Origin of the sequence: Pseudomonas lini, assembly GCF_964063345.1 — a bacterium.
GTDB lineage: Bacteria > Pseudomonadota > Gammaproteobacteria > Pseudomonadales > Pseudomonadaceae > Aquipseudomonas > Aquipseudomonas lini_B.
Genome location: NZ_OZ061318.1, coordinates 544,255 through 565,834, shown reverse-complemented (window position 1 = coordinate 565,834; position 21,580 = coordinate 544,255). Strand labels below are relative to the sequence as shown.

At 59.3% G+C, this 21,580-nt stretch carries 20 protein-coding genes and 1 pseudogene; 11 read left to right on the top strand and 10 right to left on the bottom strand.

All coding sequences use genetic code 11. From position 1 onward, the window contains the following. The first annotated feature begins 188 nt into the window (after nucleotides 1-188). Complete coding sequence (locus AB3226_RS02525; RefSeq protein ID WP_367375736.1) at nucleotides 189-2,210, top strand: sigma-54 interaction domain-containing protein; 2,022 nt, start codon at nucleotides 189-191, stop codon at nucleotides 2,208-2,210. A gap of 188 nt (nucleotides 2,211-2,398) precedes the next feature. Here AB3226_RS02525 and AB3226_RS02520 read toward each other — a convergent pair whose 3' ends face one another. Beyond that, the gene (locus tag AB3226_RS02520; protein ID WP_367371879.1) at nucleotides 2,399-3,448 is read right to left on the bottom strand and encodes a LacI family DNA-binding transcriptional regulator; all 1,050 of its coding nucleotides are present in this window, start codon (nucleotides 3,446-3,448) and stop codon (nucleotides 2,399-2,401) included. Between the two features lie 180 nt (nucleotides 3,449-3,628). Here AB3226_RS02520 and AB3226_RS02515 point away from each other — a divergent pair, with 180 nt between their 5' ends. The 4 genes from AB3226_RS02515 to AB3226_RS02500 all read left to right on the top strand — a co-directional run bounded on the left by AB3226_RS02515 (nucleotide 3,629) and on the right by AB3226_RS02500 (nucleotide 7,255). Further along, entirely contained in the window at nucleotides 3,629-4,741 is a 1,113-nt protein-coding gene (locus AB3226_RS02515) for a fatty acid desaturase family protein (protein WP_367371878.1), read from the top strand. Nucleotides 4,742-4,824: 83 nt separating this feature from the next. Continuing rightward, nucleotides 4,825-5,145, top strand: a complete 321-nt coding sequence (locus AB3226_RS02510; RefSeq protein WP_367371877.1) for a MocE family 2Fe-2S type ferredoxin — start codon at nucleotides 4,825-4,827, stop codon at nucleotides 5,143-5,145. Between the two features lie 18 nt (nucleotides 5,146-5,163). Further along, a complete protein-coding gene (locus tag AB3226_RS02505) occupies nucleotides 5,164-6,405 on the top strand; it encodes an NAD(P)/FAD-dependent oxidoreductase (RefSeq protein WP_367371876.1) in 1,242 nt (413 codons plus the stop codon). Nucleotide 6,406: 1 nt separating this feature from the next. Then, entirely contained in the window at nucleotides 6,407-7,255 is an 849-nt protein-coding gene (locus AB3226_RS02500) for a sugar phosphate isomerase/epimerase family protein (RefSeq protein ID WP_367371875.1), read from the top strand. Between the two features lie 239 nt (nucleotides 7,256-7,494). Here the strand turns inward: AB3226_RS02500 and AB3226_RS02495 are convergent, their stop codons facing one another. Beyond that, a complete protein-coding gene (locus AB3226_RS02495) occupies nucleotides 7,495-8,388 on the bottom strand; it encodes a LysR family transcriptional regulator (protein ID WP_367371874.1) in 894 nt (297 codons plus the stop codon). Between the two features lie 94 nt (nucleotides 8,389-8,482). Between AB3226_RS02495 and AB3226_RS02490 the strand changes: the two genes are divergently transcribed. Further along, the gene (locus AB3226_RS02490) at nucleotides 8,483-9,649 is read left to right on the top strand and encodes an MFS transporter (protein ID WP_367371873.1); all 1,167 of its coding nucleotides are present in this window, start codon (nucleotides 8,483-8,485) and stop codon (nucleotides 9,647-9,649) included. Between the two features lie 194 nt (nucleotides 9,650-9,843). Here AB3226_RS02490 and AB3226_RS02485 read toward each other — a convergent pair whose 3' ends face one another. Continuing rightward, complete coding sequence (locus AB3226_RS02485) at nucleotides 9,844-10,662, bottom strand: helix-turn-helix transcriptional regulator (protein ID WP_367371872.1); 819 nt, start codon at nucleotides 10,660-10,662, stop codon at nucleotides 9,844-9,846. A 103-nt stretch (nucleotides 10,663-10,765) separates the two neighbouring features. Between AB3226_RS02485 and AB3226_RS02480 the strand changes: the two genes are divergently transcribed. Then, a complete protein-coding gene (locus AB3226_RS02480) occupies nucleotides 10,766-11,725 on the top strand; it encodes a threonine dehydratase (protein WP_367371871.1) in 960 nt (319 codons plus the stop codon). A 56-nt stretch (nucleotides 11,726-11,781) separates the two neighbouring features. Here AB3226_RS02480 and AB3226_RS02475 read toward each other — a convergent pair. After that, nucleotides 11,782-12,039, bottom strand: a pseudogene (locus AB3226_RS02475) (GrpB family protein); the annotation flags it as partial. 390 nt (nucleotides 12,040-12,429) lie between these two features. Here AB3226_RS02475 and AB3226_RS02470 point away from each other — a divergent pair. After that, nucleotides 12,430-12,942, top strand: a complete 513-nt coding sequence (locus AB3226_RS02470) for a hypothetical protein (RefSeq protein ID WP_367371870.1) — start codon at nucleotides 12,430-12,432, stop codon at nucleotides 12,940-12,942. 130 nt (nucleotides 12,943-13,072) lie between these two features. Here AB3226_RS02470 and AB3226_RS02465 read toward each other — a convergent pair whose 3' ends face one another. The 6 genes from AB3226_RS02465 to AB3226_RS02440 all read right to left on the bottom strand — a co-directional run bounded on the left by AB3226_RS02465 (nucleotide 13,073) and on the right by AB3226_RS02440 (nucleotide 17,368). Then, on the bottom strand, nucleotides 13,073-13,720 hold the full coding sequence (locus AB3226_RS02465) for a helix-turn-helix domain-containing protein (protein ID WP_367371869.1): 648 nt from the start codon (nucleotides 13,718-13,720) through the stop codon (nucleotides 13,073-13,075). Further along, nucleotides 13,717-13,878 (bottom strand): hypothetical protein, encoded by a 162-nt coding sequence (locus tag AB3226_RS02460; protein ID WP_008071985.1) that lies wholly within the window; start codon nucleotides 13,876-13,878, stop codon nucleotides 13,717-13,719. Before AB3226_RS02460 ends, AB3226_RS02465 begins: the two co-directional genes overlap by 4 nt. Before the next feature lie 180 nt (nucleotides 13,879-14,058). After that, nucleotides 14,059-15,246, bottom strand: coding sequence for an MFS transporter (locus AB3226_RS02455; RefSeq protein WP_367371868.1), 1,188 nt, complete (start codon nucleotides 15,244-15,246; stop codon nucleotides 14,059-14,061). Between the two features lie 61 nt (nucleotides 15,247-15,307). Continuing rightward, a complete protein-coding gene (locus tag AB3226_RS02450; protein ID WP_367371867.1) occupies nucleotides 15,308-16,015 on the bottom strand; it encodes a dienelactone hydrolase family protein in 708 nt (235 codons plus the stop codon). Between the two features lie 50 nt (nucleotides 16,016-16,065). Next, nucleotides 16,066-16,581 carry a DoxX family protein gene (locus AB3226_RS02445; protein ID WP_367371866.1) on the bottom strand — a complete coding sequence of 172 codons (516 nt, stop codon included), beginning with the start codon at nucleotides 16,579-16,581 and terminating at the stop codon, nucleotides 16,066-16,068. A gap of 154 nt (nucleotides 16,582-16,735) precedes the next feature. Continuing rightward, a complete protein-coding gene (locus tag AB3226_RS02440) occupies nucleotides 16,736-17,368 on the bottom strand; it encodes a ferric reductase-like transmembrane domain-containing protein (RefSeq protein WP_367371865.1) in 633 nt (210 codons plus the stop codon). Between the two features lie 238 nt (nucleotides 17,369-17,606). On the opposite strand from AB3226_RS02440, the gene glsB reads away from it, so the two are divergent. From glsB to AB3226_RS02425, 3 genes are all read left to right on the top strand, one after another. Further along, nucleotides 17,607-18,515, top strand: coding sequence for a glutaminase B (glsB, locus tag AB3226_RS02435; protein ID WP_258621718.1), 909 nt, complete (start codon nucleotides 17,607-17,609; stop codon nucleotides 18,513-18,515). An 88-nt stretch (nucleotides 18,516-18,603) separates the two neighbouring features. Then, a complete protein-coding gene (locus AB3226_RS02430) occupies nucleotides 18,604-19,722 on the top strand; it encodes a DUF3616 domain-containing protein (RefSeq protein WP_367371864.1) in 1,119 nt (372 codons plus the stop codon). An 84-nt stretch (nucleotides 19,723-19,806) separates the two neighbouring features. Further along, the gene (locus tag AB3226_RS02425) at nucleotides 19,807-21,309 is read left to right on the top strand and encodes an aldehyde dehydrogenase family protein (RefSeq protein ID WP_367371863.1); all 1,503 of its coding nucleotides are present in this window, start codon (nucleotides 19,807-19,809) and stop codon (nucleotides 21,307-21,309) included. Nucleotides 21,310-21,580 lie beyond the last annotated feature (271 nt).

Below are 21,580 nucleotides of genomic sequence, written 5' to 3'. Positions count from 1 at the left end.
TTTTATTGTTGTTCAATGACTCACAGCAGGAATGTCCTCGCTGGCGTCAATCAAGGGAGCAAGGGCTGTGCCAATATTTAAGTCATTGATATTTAAGGAGTTAATTAATACACATTGAAAAGTGTGTTCATTCGCATGACATGTCTACACTGACATGTCTAAAACGTGAACATAGAAGCGTATCGATGATGGTGAATCCACAGCTGACAGCCTTCAGCGCGCAAGACCTCGATTACATCACCGCGCTAGGGCCTGCATCGTTGAACGAAGGGCCGATCGCCGAGCTGGACCAGGCTTGGCTGGCTTGCCTGAAAGGGCGCATCGAGCGACCGGCCGGCGTCCGGCAGGTTATCTGGGACTCCTGGCTGCGCAGCGTCAGTGCCGGCCTCGATCCTGAGGATGGCGAATACCGGTTCGTCGCCCCGGCCGTTCTGACCGCAACGCTGGCGGCCAATCGCGCCTTGATCGCCGCGGCGGCGGAGGTCATGAAGGGATTGCTGGCTTACAACCCCAGGGGCCATATCAATCTGACCGATGCCGCAGGCACGACCCTGTATTTCTGTGGCCTGGACCTCACGCCTGTGGGCAGTCGGCTACTGGAGTCGGTGCAGGGCACCAACTGCACGGGGCTGGCGATTGCCGAAGATCGATTGGTGTATGTGCTGGCCGAGGAGAATTTCGGGATCGGCCTGCGTCGCCGGCGCATGCATTGTGCCGCCGCGCCGATCAGGGATGCGCAGGGCAGGACGCTGGCCATGCTGACCTTGACCGCCGAACCGGGCTGGTTTCATTTCCATACGCTGGGCACCGTCCAGGCGGCGGCCGAAGCGGTCTCGCGACAGATGGCGCTGCAAGCGCTGCTGGAGGAACAACAAACCGTCCTCGAAGTGCTCAACGAGGGTCTTGTGGTGCTGGATGAGCGGGGTTGCATCAAGGCGCTCAACCGCTATGCCCGCCAATTGTTCCGCGTCGGTCGGGACCTGTTGGGCAGCCCGTTCCAGCGTCTGGGTCAGAGCGAACTGACCGATGAGATTCTGCTGCGTGGCGGGGAAGGGCAGCCGTATGAAGGGATAAGGGATCTGGATTGCACCTTCGAGTTGCATGATCGCAGCCTCTTGGCGTGTCTGGTGTCGGTGTGCCCACTGGAGCAGGGTGGGCGCATTGTTTCGTTGCGCGAGAACCGGCGCATCCGGGAAATTACCCGGCGGATTATCGGCACTCAAGCCAGCTACACCTTCGAGACCATTCAAGGCAGTTCGCGAGCCATACAGGACGCGTTACACCTAGGGCGGATTGCTAGTCGCAGTGATTCGACCACGCTGATCCTGGGTGAAAGCGGTACCGGTAAGGAGCTGTTTGCCCAGGCAATCCATAACGCCAGCGATCGTTGCAGCGGTCCGTTTGTGGCCGTCAATTGCGGGGCCATTCCGCGAGATCTGGTGCAGAGCGAATTGTTTGGTCATGTCGAGGGCGCCTTCACTGGATCGGCCCGTGGAGGCTCTGCCGGGAAGTTCGAACTGGCCGATGGCGGAACGATCTTCCTCGACGAAATCGGTGACATGTCTTTCGATGCCCAGGTCAGCCTGCTGCGCGTCCTGCAAGAAGGCGAGGTGACTCGCGTGGGCGCGAAAAAATCGCAGCAAGTGGATGTACGCATCATCGCCGCCACCCACCGTAACCTGAGCCAGGCGGTTGCCGATGGCGCCTTCCGTGAGGATCTTTACTACCGGCTCAATGTGCTGAACCTGACGGTTCCGCCGCTGCGGATGCGCCGGGAAGATGTTCCATTGCTGGCGCGACATTTTCTAGATCGTTGCACCCGGTCGCTGCGCAAATCGGTGCAGGGCATCTCGCCAGAGGCGTTGGATATTCTTTCGGCCTACAGCTGGCCGGGTAATGTTCGTGAATTGGAAAACACCATCGAGCGCGCGACCAATCTGGCGGTGACCGAACTGATCCAGCCAGCTGATCTACCGCTTGAAATCAAGCAAAGGCTACGTCAGCCGGCGCCGGGAAGTGTGCCCGAACCCCGAGTTGCCCTGGACCTTGGCACCCATGAAATGAATGCGATCATCGCGGCCCTCAGGGATACCCGTGGCAACATCCGCCTGGCCGCGAGGCAGCTGAATGTTTCTCGCGGTGGGTTGTACAACAAGATGAATCGGTTCGGGCTGAGTGCCGATGTTTTCCGTTCGGAACCCGACCTCTGACAGGCTGAAAACGATCTTGTGGCGAGGGAGCTTGCTCCCGCTGGGTCGCGCAGCGGCCCCAATAAGGCTGCCGCAGTTTTTCAGAAAGAACTCACTGATTGGTTTTGGGGCTGCTGCGCAACCCAGCGGGAGCAAGCTCCCTCGCCACAGGTTTAGTGTGTCTGCGAAACTCGGTACCACTCACAGGTTCAGTGTCGGGCGTTCTCTGAGGTGATGATCTGCAATGGAATATGGATTCGATGCCGGATCGGATCGAAGTCCGGCGTGGTCTGTAGTTCGACCAGCAAATCGACCAGCGCGGTTGCCAGTAATTGCGGCTGGGAGTCGATCACCAGACTGATCAATCCCTGATCCAGGGCTTGTCGCGACAGCTCGGTCGACTCCTGCAGAATGCAGCACAGCGACGGCTGCTTCGGCAGTTGCGACAGGGCATTGATGACCCCGTCGCCGCCACCACCGACCACGCACAAACCGCGCAAGTCGTCATGCCGCGCCAGCAGGTCCAGCGTCGCCTCTTCGGTGATGTCGCAGTTGTCCAGATTGATCACCGCTTCCAGCAGCCGCAACCCTGGGGCGCGTTCCGCCAGGTAGCTGCGCAACCCCTCGACCCGCGCCTGATGGCCAAGAAAACGGTGACCGCCGAGCAACACCCCGACACAGCCTTTGCGGGCGCCACAGGTGTGCGCCATCAGCCAACCCATGGTACGTCCGACCTCGTGATTATCCTGGCCGACGTAAGGCTCATCCGCCGCCTCATGAATGTCGGACAGCAGGGCGATCACCGGCACGCCGGCCTCTCTGATCTGCGCGATGGCGGCATTGATCAGCGGATGCGCGAAGCTGACCACCGCCAGACCATCGCACTGCACCGCCAGTTGTTCGATCTGGGCAATGATCGCGCTGGGCGTGCGATCGAAAACGTACTCGAATTGAATGCTCAGGTTGGCGCCGGCCTGACGCTGCGCCGCCTCGGTGATGGCGGCGGCCACGTTGCCATAAAACGCCTGGGCGGTACCGAGCAGCAGGATGCCGAAACGATAGGTGGGACGCCGTTCGCGGATCCGTTGACCGATCAGCCGGGCGGCGAAATAACCGACCGCTTCGGCGGCCTGGAATACCTGCTCGGCAGTGTCCGGGTTGACCGGAGCCCTGGCGTTGAGTACGCGGTCCACGGTGGCGACACTCAGGCCAGCGTGTTCGGCAACAGTGGCTATGGTTGGGCGTTTAGTGTTGTTCATGGCGGGCCCCGCAAGCGCTTTGATAGAAAACTATCAAGCTTCAATGGGCCTGGATGATAGCTTGATAGGGAATGTATTCAAGGGCTTGAGGGTGATTTCTGCGCTCTCTATATTTTCTCCAGCGATGAGATCCCGCGTCGAAAAGTGCCTAAAACAATCAAGCTTGCGGAGAACAATAAAATGCCTGAACAAAACGCAGCCTTTGAAAACCCCGGTAAACCCATGCCTCGGGATTATCGATTGACCGGTCCCGAAGCCGCCCGAGCGGCGCAAAAAGGCCTGGTATCGGCAAGCTGGTACCAATCCCCCATTTCTCGTAAACGCATGAAGGAATTGATGCAGCGCCGCGATGGCCCGGCCTTGCTTGATACCGCGATCTGGCTGTCGGCGATGGTCGTCACCGGGTTCGGCGGTTACTGGTTCTGGGGCTCCTGGGCCTGCGTTCCGTTCTTCTTCGTCTACGGGATGCTCTACGGCACCGCGTCCAATGCCCGTTGGCACGAAGCGGGTCACGGTACAGCGTTCAAAACCCGCTGGATGAATGATGCGGTCTACCAGCTGTCGAGCTTCATGTTCATGTTCGAGCCCCAAGTCTGGCGCTGGAGCCATGCACGGCACCACACCGACACCGTTATCGTCGGCCGCGATCCGGAGATCGTCGAACCACGTCCGCCAAGCCTGATCAATATGATGCTGAGCCTGTTCAGAATGCCTTACGCGTTGAAGACGATGGGGTCAGTCTGCAAGCATGCGGTAGGGCGGATGGGTGAAGAAGAACAGACGTTCATCCCTGAGTCCGAGTGGCCTAAGGTTGTGAGGGACGCACGCGTCTGGCTAACGATTTATGCGCTTACCGTGGGCACTGCGCTTTATCTGCAGAGCTGGTTGCCGCTGATGTTTATTGGTCTGCCGACGCTCTATGGCGGTTGGTTGTCCTACCTGTTCGGCCTGTCGCAGCATGTTGGCCTGGCTGAGGACGTACTCGATCACCGCAGCAACTGTCGTACGATTTACATGGGCCCGGTGCTGCGGTTCATGTACCTCAACATGAACTATCACCTTGAGCACCACATGTATCCGATGGTGCCTTTTCACGCGCTGGCGCAGCTTCACGAGGAGATCCGCAACGACTGCCCGCCGCCTTACACCAGCCTGTTCGAGGCCTTCAAGGAAATCCTCCCGACCATCTGGAAGCAGCGCAAAGCCCCGACTTATTTCGTCTCTCGTCCTTTGCCACAAAGCACCAAACCCGCCGCAACCGTCCGGGCACAACCTGAAGCAATGCCCGGCTGACATCCAATAGGCGCAACCCCTGTGGGAGCGGGCTTGCTCCCACATGACACCTTCCTGTCTGCACCACTACAAGAGAAAACGCCATGACCGAGCAATGGATCGATGTATGTGCCGTGGGCGATATCGACGACGAAGATGTCATTCGTTTCGATCATGGCCAGCACACCTATGCCGTCTACCGCTCCGCCGACAGCGAGTTTTTCGCCACCGCGGGCCTGTGTACCCATGAGTCCATCCACCTGGCCGATGGCCTGGTGATGGAGCACGTCATCGAGTGCCCCAAGCACAACGGACGTTTCGACTACCGCTCCGGCAAAGCCCTTGGCGCACCGGTGTGCGTCAATCTCAAGACCTATGAAGTCCGGGTCGAGGCGGGGCGTGTGCTGCTCGCTATCACGGTTTAACTGAGCGGAGTCTGTGCCATGAATCCTGCCAATGCACCATTGATCATCGTCGGCGCCGGGCATGCGGGTGGCCGCGCGGCCCTGACCTTACGGGGCGAAGGTTATAGCGGTCGCCTGATTCTGATAGGCGATGAGTCCCATCCTCCCTATGAACGTCCGCCGCTGTCCAAGGGGCTGTTGCAGGGTACGGTCGATCTGGCGGGTTACAGCCTGTGCGACACCGCTCAGCTCGCTGATCTGGACATCGAACACCTGGCGGGTAACCCGGTGAAATGGCTGGATCCGCAGCAGCATCGTCTGCAGTTGGCCGACGGCAGCTGGCTACATTACGCCCGGCTGTTATTGGCGACGGGAGGGCGGTCGCGCAGACTCGCCTCGGTGCCCGAGTATCTGGGCAATGTGCTTTATCTGCGCACCCATGACGAGGCCTTGGCACTGCGCGCTTCGTTGCAGCCGGACGCGCGGGTGGTAATCATCGGCGGCGGCTTTATCGGACTCGAAGTTGCCGCCACCGCCCGGGCCTTGGGTTGCACCGTGACCTTGCTCGAGGCCGGGCCGCGTCTCGCGGGGCGGGTATTGCCGGAGCAACTGTCCAGTGTCCTGTTGGAACTGCATCGCAGTCAGGGCGTGGATGTCCGACTGAATGTGGCCATTGAGGCGGTGCAGGGCGCTACTCATGTTGAGTCCGTGCAACTGGTCAACGGCCAGTTGCTGCCCTGCGACTTGGTGGTGGTGGGTATCGGCATGCAACCCAACACTGAACTGGCCGCGGCCGCAGGACTCGAGGTCGGCCAGGGCATCCGCGTCGATGCCCAACTGCGCACCAGTGCGCCGGACATCTTTGCGGCGGGCGATGTCTGTGAGTTTCGGCTGCACCCGCAAGGCGTTTTCCAGCGTCAGGAAACCTGGCGCAACGCCGAGACCCAAGGTCGTCACGCCGCCCTGAATCTGTTGGGCGGCGAGTTGCCCTTCGAGGTCACTCCCGGTTTTTGGTCCGATCAATACGACTGGGGTTTGCAGACCGTGGGCGTGATCGCAAACACACAACCCACCGCGAGCCGGCCAACCCCCGGTGGCGGTTTCCTGTTGTTCTACCTTGATGCAGAGCAATGTCTGCAAGGCGCTTGCGGCTGGGGGCTGGGGAATAGCGTCGCCAAGGACATCAAGTTGTGCGAACGGCTGATCGCTCACCGTAACTTCCTTTCGGTGAACGCTCTGGCTGACGCCGATGTACCGCTCAAACAACTGCTGAGGAACTGACATGCGTGAATTCCTGGTCTTTCAGTCCCAGTGGGCCATGCAAGATCACCGCGGCCAATGCGACCTTCCCCTGGAAGCGCAAGTGGAGAAAATCGCCGCCGCCGGTTTCGACGGCATCACCGACCATTTCTGGGTCGCGCCACATGCCGCACGCCTGCATGCCGCCGCCAAGGCGCAGGGCCTGCAAATCGAAGGGCAGGTGTTCCCTCGCACCGTGGATGATCTGGCGGCAGCGATCGATATCGCGTCCCGCTACGGCTGCCACCACCTCACGCTGCAAGCAGACGTAAGGCCGCGCACGCTGAAGCATGCTATCGAACTGATCGAAGGCTGGCAGCGTCTGGCCGAGCAGGTGGACTTTCCCGTTCTGCTGGAAACCCACCGTTATCGCCTCACCAATGACCTGTTGTTCACCCTCGACATTCTCGCTGAAATGCCCGATCTCAAACTGTTGGCCGACTTGTCCCACTATGTCGTGGGCCGCGAACTGCCAGAGCCGGCCACCGCCGAGGACGACGAACAGATCCATACCATCCTGCGCCACAGTTGGGGTTTTCATGGTCGTGTCGCCAACAGCGAACAGGTCCAGGTGCCCCTGAGCTTTGCTCAGCATCGACCTTGGCTGGAGCGTTTCCTGGGCTGGTGGCGTTATGGGATCAAAGATTGGCTGGCCCGACCGAACACGCCCGACAGCCTGTCCTTCACCTGTGAACTTGGCCCGCCACCTTATGCCATTACGGGTGCCGACGGACGCGACATCACCGATCGGTGGGCGGAGGCGCTGATGCTTAAGGAGGTGATGCGTGAGGTTTGGAATGACTGTCGGGCAGGGTCAAACGATGAGGGTTGATTTAACGCAGGAGTGGTGTAGGGGCGGACAGCTTTCGGACCCATAGCTGGCGGTGGCGAAAGGCAGAAAACGGCCAAAAGCGGTCTTTCACGACGGCCATTTAAGACGTGCGGACGACCCATCAATGCCAGAGCTCACGATTGTTCCAGTAAGGCAAACCATCTATTGATAGTGCACCCAAAAATGTTTTGGTCACTTCAACATCACAAGTACCCGGAAATATCAGCTTACGCCTCCGCTTACATCCGGTGATGTTCCAGCAAGAAGTCCACGAACAATCGCACCCGCGCCGGCATTGTCGCCCCGCCGACGAACACCGCATGAATCGGTTCCTGGTCCCCGGGGTTCCAGGCTTCCAACAGCGGAATCAGGTCGCCGCGCTGCAGATCCTCGCTCACGCTGAACTCACCGATACGTGCAATGCCGGCACCTACTCGCGCGAGTTGTGCCAGCGCTTCACCACTGCTGCATTCGATGTTGCCGCTGACCTTTAGGGAAAACTCTTTTCCATCGCGGATGAACGGCCAGTTGGGTTCGGCACGCCGGAAGTTGAAGCGCAGGCAGTTGTGCTGTAACAGGTCTTCCGGTTCCTGGGGGATGCCGTGGCGCTGCAGATACTCGGGCGATGCCACCACTACCTGGCCGGTGTCGCCGATCCTGCGCGCGGTCAGCGGGCTGTCGGGCAGATGGCCAAAGCGGACCGCGACGTCGGCCTGCCCGCCGAGAATGTCGACCACTTCGTCGCCGAGGGTGAGGTCGACGACGATGTTCGGGTAACGGGCGCTGAATGCTGCAACCAAGGGAACGATGGCCAGCCGCCCATGGCCAAGGGCGGCACTGACCCGCAATCGCCCCCTGGGTACGCCCTGGTCGGCGATGGCTTCTTCGACCTCGTCCATGTCGGCCAGGATACGCCGGGCGCCGCGCAGGAACGCTTCGCCCTCGGCAGTGAAGGTGATCGCTCGGGTGGTGCGCAACAGCAGGCGGGTGCCAAGACGTTGCTCGGTACGCGCGATGATCCGACTGACTGCCGAGGGTGTCAGGCCCAGTGCACGCGCGGCGGCCGACAGGCTGCCTTCCTGTGCCACGGTGGTGAACACGCTCATTTCACCTGACCTGCCGTTGAAATCCACTTGTGCCTCCTGCGCAAAGGTGATTGCCGAAAATACTATCTACCGTCTGAAAAGACTGGATCGTAGCATTAGCGGCATAGATAAGGAGCCTTCCATGCGTATCAACCCACCACTTGTCGCGCTCGCCATCGGTGCCTTTGGCATCGGCGTAACAGAATTCGCCCCCATGGGCATGTTGCCGGGTATCGCTGCGGATCTGGGCGTTTCCATTCCCGCCGCCGGTTTGCTGATCAGTGCTTATGCGCTGGGCGTATTGCTCGGCGCACCGCTGATGACCCTGACCACCGGCAGGATTCCCCGGCGCTATCTGCTGATCGGGCTCATGGCGATTTTTACCCTGGGTAATCTGATGTCAGCCCTGGCCACCGATTACTACAGCCTCATGGTCGCCAGGGTGGTGACCTCACTGAACCATGGTGCATTTTTTGGCGTTGGCTCCATCGTCGCCGCCAGCGTGGTCGCCCCGGAGAAACGTGCCGGGGCGGTTGCGGCGATGTTCATGGGCCTGACCCTGGCGACCATCGGCGGTGTGCCGCTGGCCGCCTGGTTTGGTGAACTGTTCGGTTGGCGCACCGCTTTCTGGGGAATTACCGGCCTCGGCGTGGTGACCATGGCCGCGTTGTGGTTCGCCCTGCCTAACCTGAAGACGCCGCAAAGCGTCGGTGTAATGGCCGAAATTCGGGTACTGGGGCGTGGTCCGGTGCTGGGCGCGTTGGCCCTGACCGTAGTCGGATCGAGCGCAATGTTTACCGTCTTCACCTACATCGCGCCGATCCTCAGCAGCGAGACCAATAGTTCCACCGCCTACATCACCGCCATGCTGGTGCTTTTTGGTGTGGGGTTGACGCTGGGCAATATGTGGGGCGGCAAGGCCGCCGACCGCTCGATAGATCGCACCTTGATCGTCTCGCTAAGCGTTCTGATTCTCGTCTTGCTGGCGTTCACCCTGCTGATGCGTTGGACGGTGCCGGCTGCTCTGGCCATCCTGATATGGGGTATCGCCAGTTTCGCCCTGGTGCCGCCGCTACAGATGCGCGTCATGGAAGCAGCGAAGGACGCGCCCAATCTTGCCTCTGCGGTGAACATTGGCGCCTTCAATTTTGGCAACGCGATTGGCGCAGCGCTGGGCGGAGCGGTGATCAACGCTGGTCTGGGTTATCCGGCGATTTCCTTGGCCGGAGCGGCGATGGCTGCTCTGGGGCTGCTGATGGTGTTGGCTTATGCCTGGCGTTCCAGAACGATTGAAGCAGCAGTGGTGTGACGAAGATGAGGGGGAGTGGTTCGTTACCAACGATGAGTGGCGGCAAGTGGTCGAAAGCCGTCCTTCGGGATTGACTGCTTCTGGCCGTTTTCTGCCTGTCGAGACCGGCTGAAAACGACCCAAACCGGTCGGTCGTGGCGGGCAGGAATTGGCCGCTAGCGGGTCCTCAACCAAATGGCAAAACGGCCAATAACCTAGCTTTGACCGCACGTCGAACGCCTTCGCAATTGCGCTGGACTGACTCCAAGGCGTCGCTTGAAAGCGGTCGTCATGTGCGCTTGGGAGTTAAAGCCGCAGGTGAGTGCGATCTCCGACAGGCTGGCGGTTGAATCGCGCATCGATGCCCGGGCCTTGGCCAGGCGTCGGTCGATTAGATAGCTATGGGGGCTCTTGCCCGTCGCGTTCTTGAATGCGCGCATGAAATAACCTTCGGACAATTCAAGCAACCCCGCCATTGCCTGTATACCCAGTGGGCCGTCGAGGCCAGCATCTATGAATTCATCGAGCAGGCGCATCCGGCTGCCGGTTATAGAGCCTTGGGGCGGCGCCGACGACGCGTCGATGCCCTCCGCCTGTTCAGCCAATGCGAGTGCCCAGGCTTCACAGTCGTCCTCCACGGAAGCCTGCAACAGCGCGCGGCGCATTCGCAGGGCGAGGTTAACGGCTGGCTGATCAATGCGATTGTTGAATGCCCGGTCACCCAGCAATGAAATACCGTCGGTGCGCATGACCCGCAGGTATTCACCGCCCGTGGGTGACTCGGACAACACATCACAGCCAGCGGGGATGAACGCCAAGCCATTGGGCATGGCATCGAAGGGGCGCACTCGGTCGCTGCCGATGGCGTGCAAGCCTCGTTGGCTGTCGAAGGCAAAGCCGATCGCTGCCTGGGTCGCAACATATCGGGTCGCGTAGGCGGCGCCGGGTAGCAATTCGATCGCCCACGGCCCTGCCTCGACACGACGAATCGGTTCAGGTACGAGCGAGGGCGGCAGGCGGTTTCGAAGGCTCATGAACCATAGTAGTGAAGAGGGGGCGTAAAAGTCAGGTCAGTTTTTTGAAAGCCGGCGTGACCTGCCCATGCCTAGACTGGGAAAAGCCTCAGGAAGACAGTTCATGCACAAACTGACTCGCGATGATCTCGAACAAGCTGCCCGCCACGTGTACCAAGTCATGCCTGCCACCGCCCAATACCCTTGGCCATTGCTGGCTGAGCGGTTAGGTTGCACTGTCTGGGTCAAACACGAAAACCACACACCTACAGGTGCTTTCAAAGTGCGGGGTGGCATTACCTTCTTGCACTGGCTGCGGCGCGAACACCCGGGCGTGAAGGGCATTGTCTCCGCTACGCGCGGCAACCATGGTCAGAGCCTGGCGCTAGCGGCAAGCACGTTGGGTTTGAGGGCTTTGATTGTCGTGCCGGAAGGTAATTCGCTGGAAAAGAACAATGCCATGCGCGGCTTTGGCGGCGAAGTGGTTGAGTGTGGTCGCGATTTCGACGAAGCCCGTGAAGAGGCCGTGCGTCTGGCGCAGGTGCATGACCTCTACCTGGTGCCACCGTTCCACACCGAGTTGGTCAAAGGTGTGGCCACGTATGCGCTGGAGCTGTTCATCGCTGCGCCGGATCTGGATACCGTCTACGTGCCGATTGGCTGTGGATCGGGGATTTGCGGGGTGATCGCCGCCCGCGATGCGCTGGGCCTGAACACCCAAGTGGTGGGCGTGGTTTCCAAAGAGGCAGCGGCGGCGAAGTTATCGTTTGAAGCTGGGGCAATCTGCGAGACCGCTTCGGCAAACACCTTTGCTGATGGCTTGGCCGTGCGTAAGCCAGTTCCCGATGCGTTCGCCATCTACGGGGCCGCTTCGGCGCGAATCGTCTCTGTCAGCGAGGGCGAGATTGCCGAGGCCATGCGCGTGTATTACACCGATACCCACAACCTCGCTGAAGGGGCAGGTGCGGCAGCGCTGGCAGCGCTGATTCAGGAGCGTGAAATGATGCTGGGTAAAAAGGTGGGTGTGATTCTGTCCGGCGGGAATGTTGATCGGTCGGTGTATGCGAGCGTGATTGCGAGCTGATTACTCCGACCCGCCTCGCGACGTGGCCAGAGCTTCAACTCTGTTTCTGATCTGAACTAACGCTGACTGGAACAGCCTGTGACAGGGTTCAGGAAAATCAAGCTTGAGACCGACGCCATAAGCCCATCGATAAACGGTGCTTTCTGTGCCAGGTATTCACCTATGCCGCCGGTGTTGCTTGCTTCCAGTTCAAGTTTGAAGTCTTGATACTGCTGGCGAATCACAGGGGCGTCCCTGAGCAGGTCACGAAAACGGAGCATTCTTTCGATTTGATCGTGGCCGGTGATACAAACGTGGGCCTTATGTGTTCGCACAGGATTGATGAAGACGCGTTGAAGACGCTGATTCGTGCGGCGGTGGCGCTCAATACATCGACGTAAAAATTGTTCTGTACGGCTAACCGATCGTTTCCAGAGCTTTCGAATAAAAAATCAGCACTGTTTAGATCGATTATTTCTTTAGGTTCTTTATATAGCGCTGGGTCGAATATCCGTAACTGATAAAACCATGTCTTAATTTCGATTCTGTCTGCGATGAAGCCGATATCGCCGCTATAACAGGCAACGCCGTACCGACCGCGACACTAAAGCGGTTTCAACATCAAAACCTGCTGCTCGGCCATCATCTTGTCGTCCCTTCGCCAGTCCTTAGAATCCGCCCCCATCAGCTTCGTCCAACTATCGAATCGCTTAGGGAGTTACACCATGATGAACGCCATGCAGATGCCAATGCCGATGATGAACGCCAACATGCCGATGATGCCAATGATGGGCATGCCGATGATGATGGCGACCATGAGCTGCGAAATGATGGACGACGGCATGATGTGCAAAATGATGCCGGCCGCGGGCATGGACATGGCCATGTTCAAGAACAGCGCTGAAATGATGCAGATGATGATGAACTGCGGCATGCCGATGATGATGCATTGCGGCAACATGAGCATGATGTGCATGTCCCAGGCGAGCATGGCCATGCCGATGATGAACATGATGATGCCAATGCCGATGATGGGCATGCCGATGCCGTCGATGAAGTGCGTGATGGAATGCACGATGATGGCCGACTGCATGATGTGCAAAATCATGCCGATGGCCGGCATGAACATGGACATGATGAAAAGCTGCTGCGACTTGATGATGAAAATGATGAACGATTGCAGCATGCCGATGATGATGAGCTGCAATGGCATGCCGCTGATGTGCTGCACCTGCTGATCCCTGACAACACAAAAAAAGCCCCCGCGACCTTACGGTTGCGGGGGCTTTTTCATTCCGGCAGACACTGCAGTTCCCTGTAGGAGCGAGGCTTGCCCGCACATTGGATGTTCATTGCTCTTTCAGGCGATTAATCCAGGCGTTCCGGGTAAGTCACCACCAGATAAGCCACTGCCTCACTGTCGGCGGGGTTGCGGTAGCGGTGGGGCTGGTCGGCGTAGAACAGGATCGAGTCGCCGGTAGACAGCAGGTAACGTTCATCGTTGACGCTGATTTCCAGTACGCCCTGCGACACCACCAGGTTCTCCTGAACACCGGGGCCATGCCCCTCGCTGTGGTCTTCGCCCAAAGGGCTCAGGCGCAGTTCGTAAAATTCCGATTGGCGTGCCACATCAAACGGGAACAGGGCGCGGCTGACGAAGGCTCCGTTGGCGCTGACCAGACGTTTGCTCTCACGTGCCGACAGCACGGCTACACCTTCAAAGGCCCGATGCTCAAGAAAGGCGGCCACCGAGACCTTCAGGCCTTTGGCAATTTTGCACAACACTTTGATGGATGGCACGCTGCGTCCGGACTCGATCTGCGCCAGCATTGCCCGGCTCACACCGCATTGCCGGGCCAGCGCGTCGAGGGACAAGTGACGCTTGCCCCGCAACCGTTGCAGGTTCTGTGCGACTCGCTCGCAGATCGGGTCTTCTTCCAGTGGCTCCAGATTATTCAAGTCCGTCACGGGTTCGTCTGCGCTCGCCAGAAATCGCGAGGGTTGCTGCGCGTTCATGCGTGTCGGGTCTCAGTCGAATGGGTGGCCTGGACCCATTGATAAGCCTGTAAACCAGCGTTACGTGCATACATCTCCCACATGGCCCGTGCCCGTTGCTGAGCCTGTTTGCGTTTGCGGTAACTGGCGAAGTCGATGAGGTTGTCAGTCGGATTCATGGGGCACTTCACTGTGGTGATGAATGACGGGATGAGCTGAGAGTACTTGGATATTTTTATAACGATAAATACTGATTTTGTATTTATTAATTCTATTTTGTTCTTATTGATTGCGATGTCAAAGCTGCTATGTGCCTAGGCAAATGTCGACGCGTTGAGAGGATTTGTAGGGGCTATGGGCTAGGGCTTACGCCACAGAAGCAACAGCAGCGCCGCAGCCGCCAGCACCGCCCCGACGATGAAGGTGCTGGCCGAGCCCGAGGTCTCCCACAGCGCGCCAGCCAGTACACTGGCGATCAACAGGCACACGCCGCTGATCAGATTGAACAGGCCGAATGCCGTGCCCCTCAGATGCTCGGGCGCGGTGTCGGCAATCAGCGTTGCAAGAATCCCTTGGCTGAAGCCCATGTGCAGGCCCCACAGAGCCACGCCCGCCAGCAGGGTCATGATCGAATCCGCTTGCGCCAATAACAGGTCCGCCAGGATCAGCAGGACGATGCCGACACACAGCACTTTGGTGCGGCTGATCCGGTCGGATAACCAGCCGGCCGGGTAGGCAGACACGGCATAAAGCAGCGACATGACCACCATCACCATCGGCACCCAAGTGGCCGTCAGGCCTGTTTGTTGCGCCTTCAACACCAGAAAGGCCTCGCTGAAACGGGCCAGTGTGAAGAGCCCGCCGACGATCACCACCCACCAGTAATCACGGGAAAAATCCCGCAGAACCTTCCAGTGAATAGGTGAGCGAAAGGTGCGTTCACCAGCGGCAGCGGTCGGTTCTTTTACCCCGCCGACAATCAGCGCCACCGATATCACCGCCGGGATCACCGCAAACCACAACACCAGATGGATCTGCCCGAGCCAGAGCATCAGCACAATTGCCAGAACCGGACCCAGAATGGCGCCCACCGTGTCCATTGACTGGCGCAAGCCAAAGCAGGCACCACGGATTTCGGCGGGTGCGATATCGGCGACCAATGCATCTCGCGGCGCGCCACGAATACCTTTGCCAATGCGATCCAGAAAACGCGCGGTGAACACCACCTCCACCGAATGCGCGAGGGGAAACAGTGGTTTCGACAAGGCTGCCAGACCATAGCCCATCAACAGCAGGCCTTTGCGTCGGCCGATAAAGTCGCTGATGGCGCCGGAGAATATCCTGGTCAGCATCGCGGTCGCCTCGGCGATGCCCTCGATCACCCCGACAGTCAACGCGCTCGCGCCCAAGGTCGTGACCAGAAACACCGGCAGCAGGCTATGCACCAGCTCTGAAGACAGGTCCATGAACAGGCTGACAAAACCCAGGGCCCAGACCGTGGAGGGGATACGCAGTGATGCCGGTCTGGGTTTTGAGAGGTTGTCCATGCTGGTTTCCGGGATTGAATGCTCACCGATTGTTTATGTCGCCAACCCCGGCAATCAGGCCTTAAAGGTTCTGACTCAAAAAACACAACGTATTGCCATGCGCTTCAGCCGCCGCCCGTTGGTTGTAGCTGTCACGGTGCGAGCAGTTGAAGCCGTGTTCGGCTCCTGGATATACCTCGATATCGACGTCGTCGTTGAACTCGAAACGTTCGGCGATTTGCTTCACGGCGTCGATGGGGATGTGGCTGTCCTGTTCGCCGAAGTGCATCAACATCGGCACCTTGAGTTCACCGGCCCGATCCAGTTGGTTCTGAATGCCGCCGCCGTAGTAGGCGATCGCCACGTCGACGAAACCGTTGGCCGCGGTGTTGTACGACAGCATGCCGCCGAAGCAAAAACCGATCGAAGCGATCCTGCCATCCAGCGCCGGATGCGCCGGATGCGCCTTCAGGGCGTCGATGGCCAGTTTGATGTCGGCCTGGGCCTTGTAGCGGTCGGTGGCGTTCATCAACTCGACGGCACGTTTCCAGCCGGCTTCGTCGTAGCCCAGTTCGATACGGTGACCGTTGCGCCAGAACAGATCCGGCGCCACCACCAGGTAGCCGTCGGCGGCGTATTGCTCGGCGACCGAGCGGATGTGTTCGTTGACGCCGAAAATTTCCTGAATCAGCACAATTCCCGGACCTTTACGGGTGTGGGGAATGGCCAGGTAAGCGCCGAACGTGCCCTCGGCGCTGCTGATCTCGATCCATTGGGTGGTCACGCTCATGACGGCTCCTTTTTACACAAGTTGGGTGGGGTTACCGAGACGCTGGCGTATCAGCGGTGACTGCGCCGCCAGAAGAGTCGAGCCAACAACGCGTCCATGCTGAGTTTGCCGGCCCCCGAGAGCAACAACGGCATGAGGGCTGCGAGGTAGATCAGCGGCAGTTTGAAATTGCCATGGCCTTTATTGCTGATGGCATAACCCTGGGCAAGTTCACTCAATGTAGACCAATCGGCCGGCCAGTGAACGGCAGCGGTGGCGACGATCGTAACCACGATCAGCGTTATGGACGAAAGGCGCGTCCCAAGGCCTACCAGCAGGGCGAGGGCGCAGATCAGCTCGGCCCACATCGCCAGTTCCCAGTTCAACGTGGCCGGAACGTGGTTGAAGGGAAACGGGAAGGTGTTCTGGATGTCGGCGAACCAATTCTGGCCGTTCCATTTTTCCAGGCCCGACTCGAAAAATTCCCAGGCCAGAAACAATCTCAAGGTCAGGGGGGCGATCCAGCTGCCGGTACGGTCGAGGTTCAGGTGCAGGCTTTTGATGGCTGAGAAGAGAGAGGTATTCATGGATTTAACTCCGGGATTTGATCGACAGGCGCATTCATTGTGGGAGCGGGCTTGCTCGCGAAAGCGGCGTGTCAGGCGACATTAATGTTGACTGATACTCCCTCTTCGCGAGCAAGCCCGCTCCCACAGGGGAATTGTTGATGTTCTGGATATTTCATTCGGTCAAAAGAGTGCTTCTGACCGACCGTTTGTACTTCAACGCAATCTTGCCCAGCAGCCGAATGACGATTGCCGAAAACATCAGGCCGAATGGCAGGACGTACCAGGCACTCATGGGGATGCGTTTGAAGTTGGAATAAGTGAACACCGCCGCGAGCACCCACATACCGCTGACGTGCAGGGCTTTCCAGGCGTTGGGGCCGATCAGCCGCGCCGTGGTTTTGAACGAGGTCAGTGCCATGAGCAAAATAAACAGATAACCAACCGAGCCCGGGATGTTGCCGACCGTGGTGCGGCCGGGCCAGAACTCGGGGTTCAGTTGGCCGTAGCTGTAGATCAGGATGGCGTGCACCAGGTGGGAAAACGCAAAGGCCAGGCCGATGAAGCGTCGTTCGCGCACCAGCGATCGAGTGAAAGGCGAGGGCACCAGCACGGCCAAAGCGGACGCAGTGAACGCGGCGAGAAACAGCGCAAACGAAGTGCGTGCAGTGGCGCGAATGGCGCTGCGCGTGGCTTCCACCAGATCCGGGTTCAGCAGCAGAATCAGGCCGGCCATCAACAGCACCAGCAAGGACAGCAGGCCAAACAGCGACCAGCCGTGGTAACGGGGAACTTGAACTTGGGTCATCTGACAACACTCCTGAGCAAGGGCCGACCCGGTTTTGCCGGTGGTCAGCGGACGACAGAAGTATTTCAACCGGATGTATGGTCGGTATGTCTGAAAAGTCGCCCGATGCAAGTTGGTGTATCCCGGGCCGTGACAGATACATTCCCGTACAAAACTGTGATTTGTGATCCGGTGCCGACTTGGGGCGTCTAGCGACAGTGTCCCCGCAATCCCATGGGGCGAGACTTCGGAACCCGGCATGCAAGCGCTGTTGAACGAGATCCTTGACGCAGTCCGACCGTTGATCGGTCAGGGCAAAGTGGCTGACTACATTCCCGCGCTCGGCACCGTGCCGGCCAATCAGCTGGGCATTGCCGTGTATGGCAACGACGGCGAGTTGTTTTGCGTCGGGGACGCCGAGACGCCGTTCTCGGTGCAGAGTATTTCCAAGGTGTTCAGCCTGGTGCAGGCCATCGACCATTCCGGTGAAGCCATTTGGGAGCGCCTGGGCCACGAGCCGTCCGGCCAACCGTTCAACTCGCTGGTGCAGCTGGAATTCGAGCGCGGGCGCCCGCGCAATCCCTTCATCAACGCCGGTGCGCTGGTGATCTGCGACATCAACCAGTCACGTTTTGCCGCGCCGGCATTGTCGATGCGCGATTTTGTCCGGCGTTTGTCTGGCAACCCGAATGTCATGGTGGACGGCAAGGTCGCCGAGTCGGAATACCAGCACCGCGCGCGCAACGCGGCCATGGCTTATCTGATGCAATCGTTCGGCAATTTTCATAACGACGTCGAAGCCGTGCTGCGCAGCTACTTCAGCCATTGCGCGCTGCGCATGAGTTGCGTGGATCTGGCCCGGGCTTTCTGCTTCCTGGCCAACGACGGTTTCTGCAAACACAGCGGCGCACAGATCCTCAGCGCCCGCCAGACCCAGCAAGTCAACTCGATCATGGCCACCAGCGGGCTGTACGACGAAGCCGGCAACTTTGCCTATCGCGTCGGTCTGCCGGGCAAGAGTGGCGTGGGTGGGGGCATCGTTGCGGTGGTGCCGGGGCAATTCACGGTGTGCGTGTGGTCCCCGGAATTGAACGCCGCCGGCAACTCCCTCGCTGGCATGGCCGCGCTGGAATTGTTGAGTCAGCGGATCGGCTGGTCGGTGTTCTGATGGCATTTCTTGACTAGCGCTTGATGACCGCTACCGTGAAGCAGGCATTCTTTGACTCACCCGAACGGGTGAAGGGGCGGGTGACTTCATGGTGAGTTTCGGTTCCGCGCTTCTAGTCTTCAATGACCCGGACACTCATTTGCGCAAAGGGTTGTCTGCCGTGGTCCAGATAGGCGACACCCTGTGGGTCGCCAATGATGAATCCTTGAGCCTGGAGCGCTTCACCTTGCGTGAGCGCGTCGGTGCGGGCGAGTTTCTGTTTGACCAGCACAAACAATTCCCGTTGGCGTCCCTGTTGGCGCTGCCGGTCATCCCGACGATTGGCGAAGAATTCGTTGAGGCAGACCTGGAAGGCATGAGCTACGACCGCGACACGGGGTATCTCTGGATTGTGGGGTCTCACAGCCTGAAACGGAAAAAACCCGATAGCACCAAGTCCCTGAAGAAAAACGCCGAGCGTCTGGCAACTGTCAGCAGTGATGGCAATCGTTTTCTCCTGGCCCGGATTCCGGTGGTCGAAGAAAACGGGACGTTCACTTTGGTGAAGAGCACCGTTAGCGATGATCGAGTTGCCGCCCAATTGGCCGGTAATCAACAGGGTAACGAATTGCTCGATGAACTCAAGGACGACGAGCATGTGGGGGCATTTCTGCACATTCCCGGCAAGGACAACGGGTTCGATACCGAAGGTCTTGAGATCAACGGCAAGCGTGTTTTTATCGGGTTGCGAGGGCCGGTGTTGCGTGGCTGGGCAATCATTCTGGAGGTCGAACCCGAGGACCATCCCGAGGCTGCTCACACACTGAGGCTGAAAAAAATCGGGCCTAAGGGGCGCAAATATCGAAAGCATTTTCTCCAGCTGGATGGACTCGGCGTCAGGGACTTATGCATCGATGGTGACGACATGTTGATCCTGGCCGGGCCGACAATGAACCTCGACGGGCCTGTCAGCTTATTTCGATGGCACGACGGCGCCAGGCCAACAGACGAAAGTTTTGTCTTCAGCGAACAATTGACGCCGGTCCTGGAGGTTCCTTACGGGCAAGGAGAGGATAAAGGCTGCGATCATGCCGAAGGAATGACCTTTGTCAGCACTGCGGGCGTTGAAGATCCCTTGCTGCTGGTGGTCTATGACGCGAACGCCGCGTGGCGCAAACAGGGGAGCAATCGCCTGGAGCAAGATGTATTTCGACTGGCGAAAAAGTAACCGCCACTGCGCCCTCGGTGAATGACGCTCCACGGATTTTCCTATACATTTTCCGACCGCTCCCCTGCATGGTGAAACCGTTTCATGTCTCTTGCGCTCGAACGTCTAGTTGCTGGCACGCCAATCCCTTTTGCCGGCAATCGTGTCACTGTCGTCAGCCCCGAACTGGCGGCGCGCTTTCAGCCCGGCGACCATCTGTTGGTAGAGCAAGTCAGCGGCGAATTGCTGCTGATCCCGGTGGCGGACCAGCAAGCGGCGGCGGTCGCCATCGAGCGCGCTGAAGCGGCGTTCGCTGCAATGTCCAGCGTCTCGGATCACGCCATCAGCGAGTTTTTCGATCACTTTGCTAAACGCCTGGAAACCCCGGAATGCTGGGCCTTGATTGCGGCCGCCAACCAGGCCGACATCGAGCGGGCCAAGGCGCGCGGGCGATCCACCACGCGGCTGCTCGCCGATGAGCGCATGCGCGGCGACATGATCGCCGGCCTCAGGGCCTGGCGTGATGCACCGGCCACCCGCGGCAAGGTTGTGAGTTGCGTCGAGCACGACGGCTGGAAAGTCGAGCAAGTGGTGTCGCCGCTGGGCATCGTCGCGTTCGTGTTCGAAGGCCGGCCGAATGTCTTTGCCGACGCCGCCGGTGTATTGCGCACCGGTAACACCGCGGTGCTGCGCATTGGCAGCGATGCGTTGGGCACCGCCCAGGCCATCGTCACCCACGCATTGAATCCTGCATTGGCTGATGCCGGATTGCCGACCGGAGCAGTTTCGCTGGTGGAAAGCGTCAATCACGCCGCCGGTTGGGCGATGTTCGCCGACCGACGCCTGTCATTGGCTGTGGCCCGTGGTTCGGGACGTGCGGTCAGCCAGTTGGGCAGCATCGCGCAACAGGCCGGCACCGCCGTCAGCCTGCATGGCACCGGTGGCGCCTGGCTGATCGCCGACAAACACGCCGATGCCCGGCGCTTTGCCGCCGTGGTGCGCAACTCGCTGGACCGCAAAGTCTGCAACACCCTGAACGTTTGCCTGATCCACCGCGACCGCGCCGCCGAGCTGGTGCCGCTGTTTCTCGACGCCCTGCAACAGGCCGGCGCCGCTAGGGGCCAGGGCTGCAAGTTACATATCGTCGAGGGCAGCGAGCAGCATTTGCCAACTGATTGGCAAACCGCGAGCGTCGAGGTGTACCGCGCCGAAGGCTATCAAACCGAAGCGTTGGCCGAACCGCTGCCCGTGGATCAATTGGGTCGCGAGTGGGAGTGGGAAGAAACCCCGGAAGTCAGCCTGAAGATCGTCGACGACCTGGACCAGGCCATCGTCTTGTTCAACCGCTACAGCCCGCAATTCACCGTGTCGCTGATCAGTGAAGATGCCCCGGCGCAGGAGCGTTTCTACAACGCGGTCAACGCGCCTTTTGTCGGCAACGGGATTACCCGCTGGGTCGATGGACAGTACGCGTTGAACAAGCCGGAACTGGGGCTTTCGAACTGGGAGAGCGGGCGCCTGTTTGCGCGCAGCGCGATTCTCTCTGGCGATGGTGTGTTCACGATCCGTAGCCGCATGACGCAGACGGATCTGTCGGTCAAACGCTGAGACGGCACTCCGGAACAGCCGGTGAGGTGACAGCCCTGATGCCTAAGTTAAAACACAGAACCTGTGGGAGCGTGGCTTGCCCGCGAAGAACAATAACGCGTAATCCTTGAAAAACCGCGGTGCATTTTTCGCGGGCAAGCCACGCTCCCACAGGATTTTCGTCGCTCAAATTTCTTAACTTCCCGACATCAGGGCTGTCCCCCGACCCCAGACAACGGCACGCACTATACTTAATGTGTGTCCGTGTCTGCGTGGGGACGGACAGCGCTCA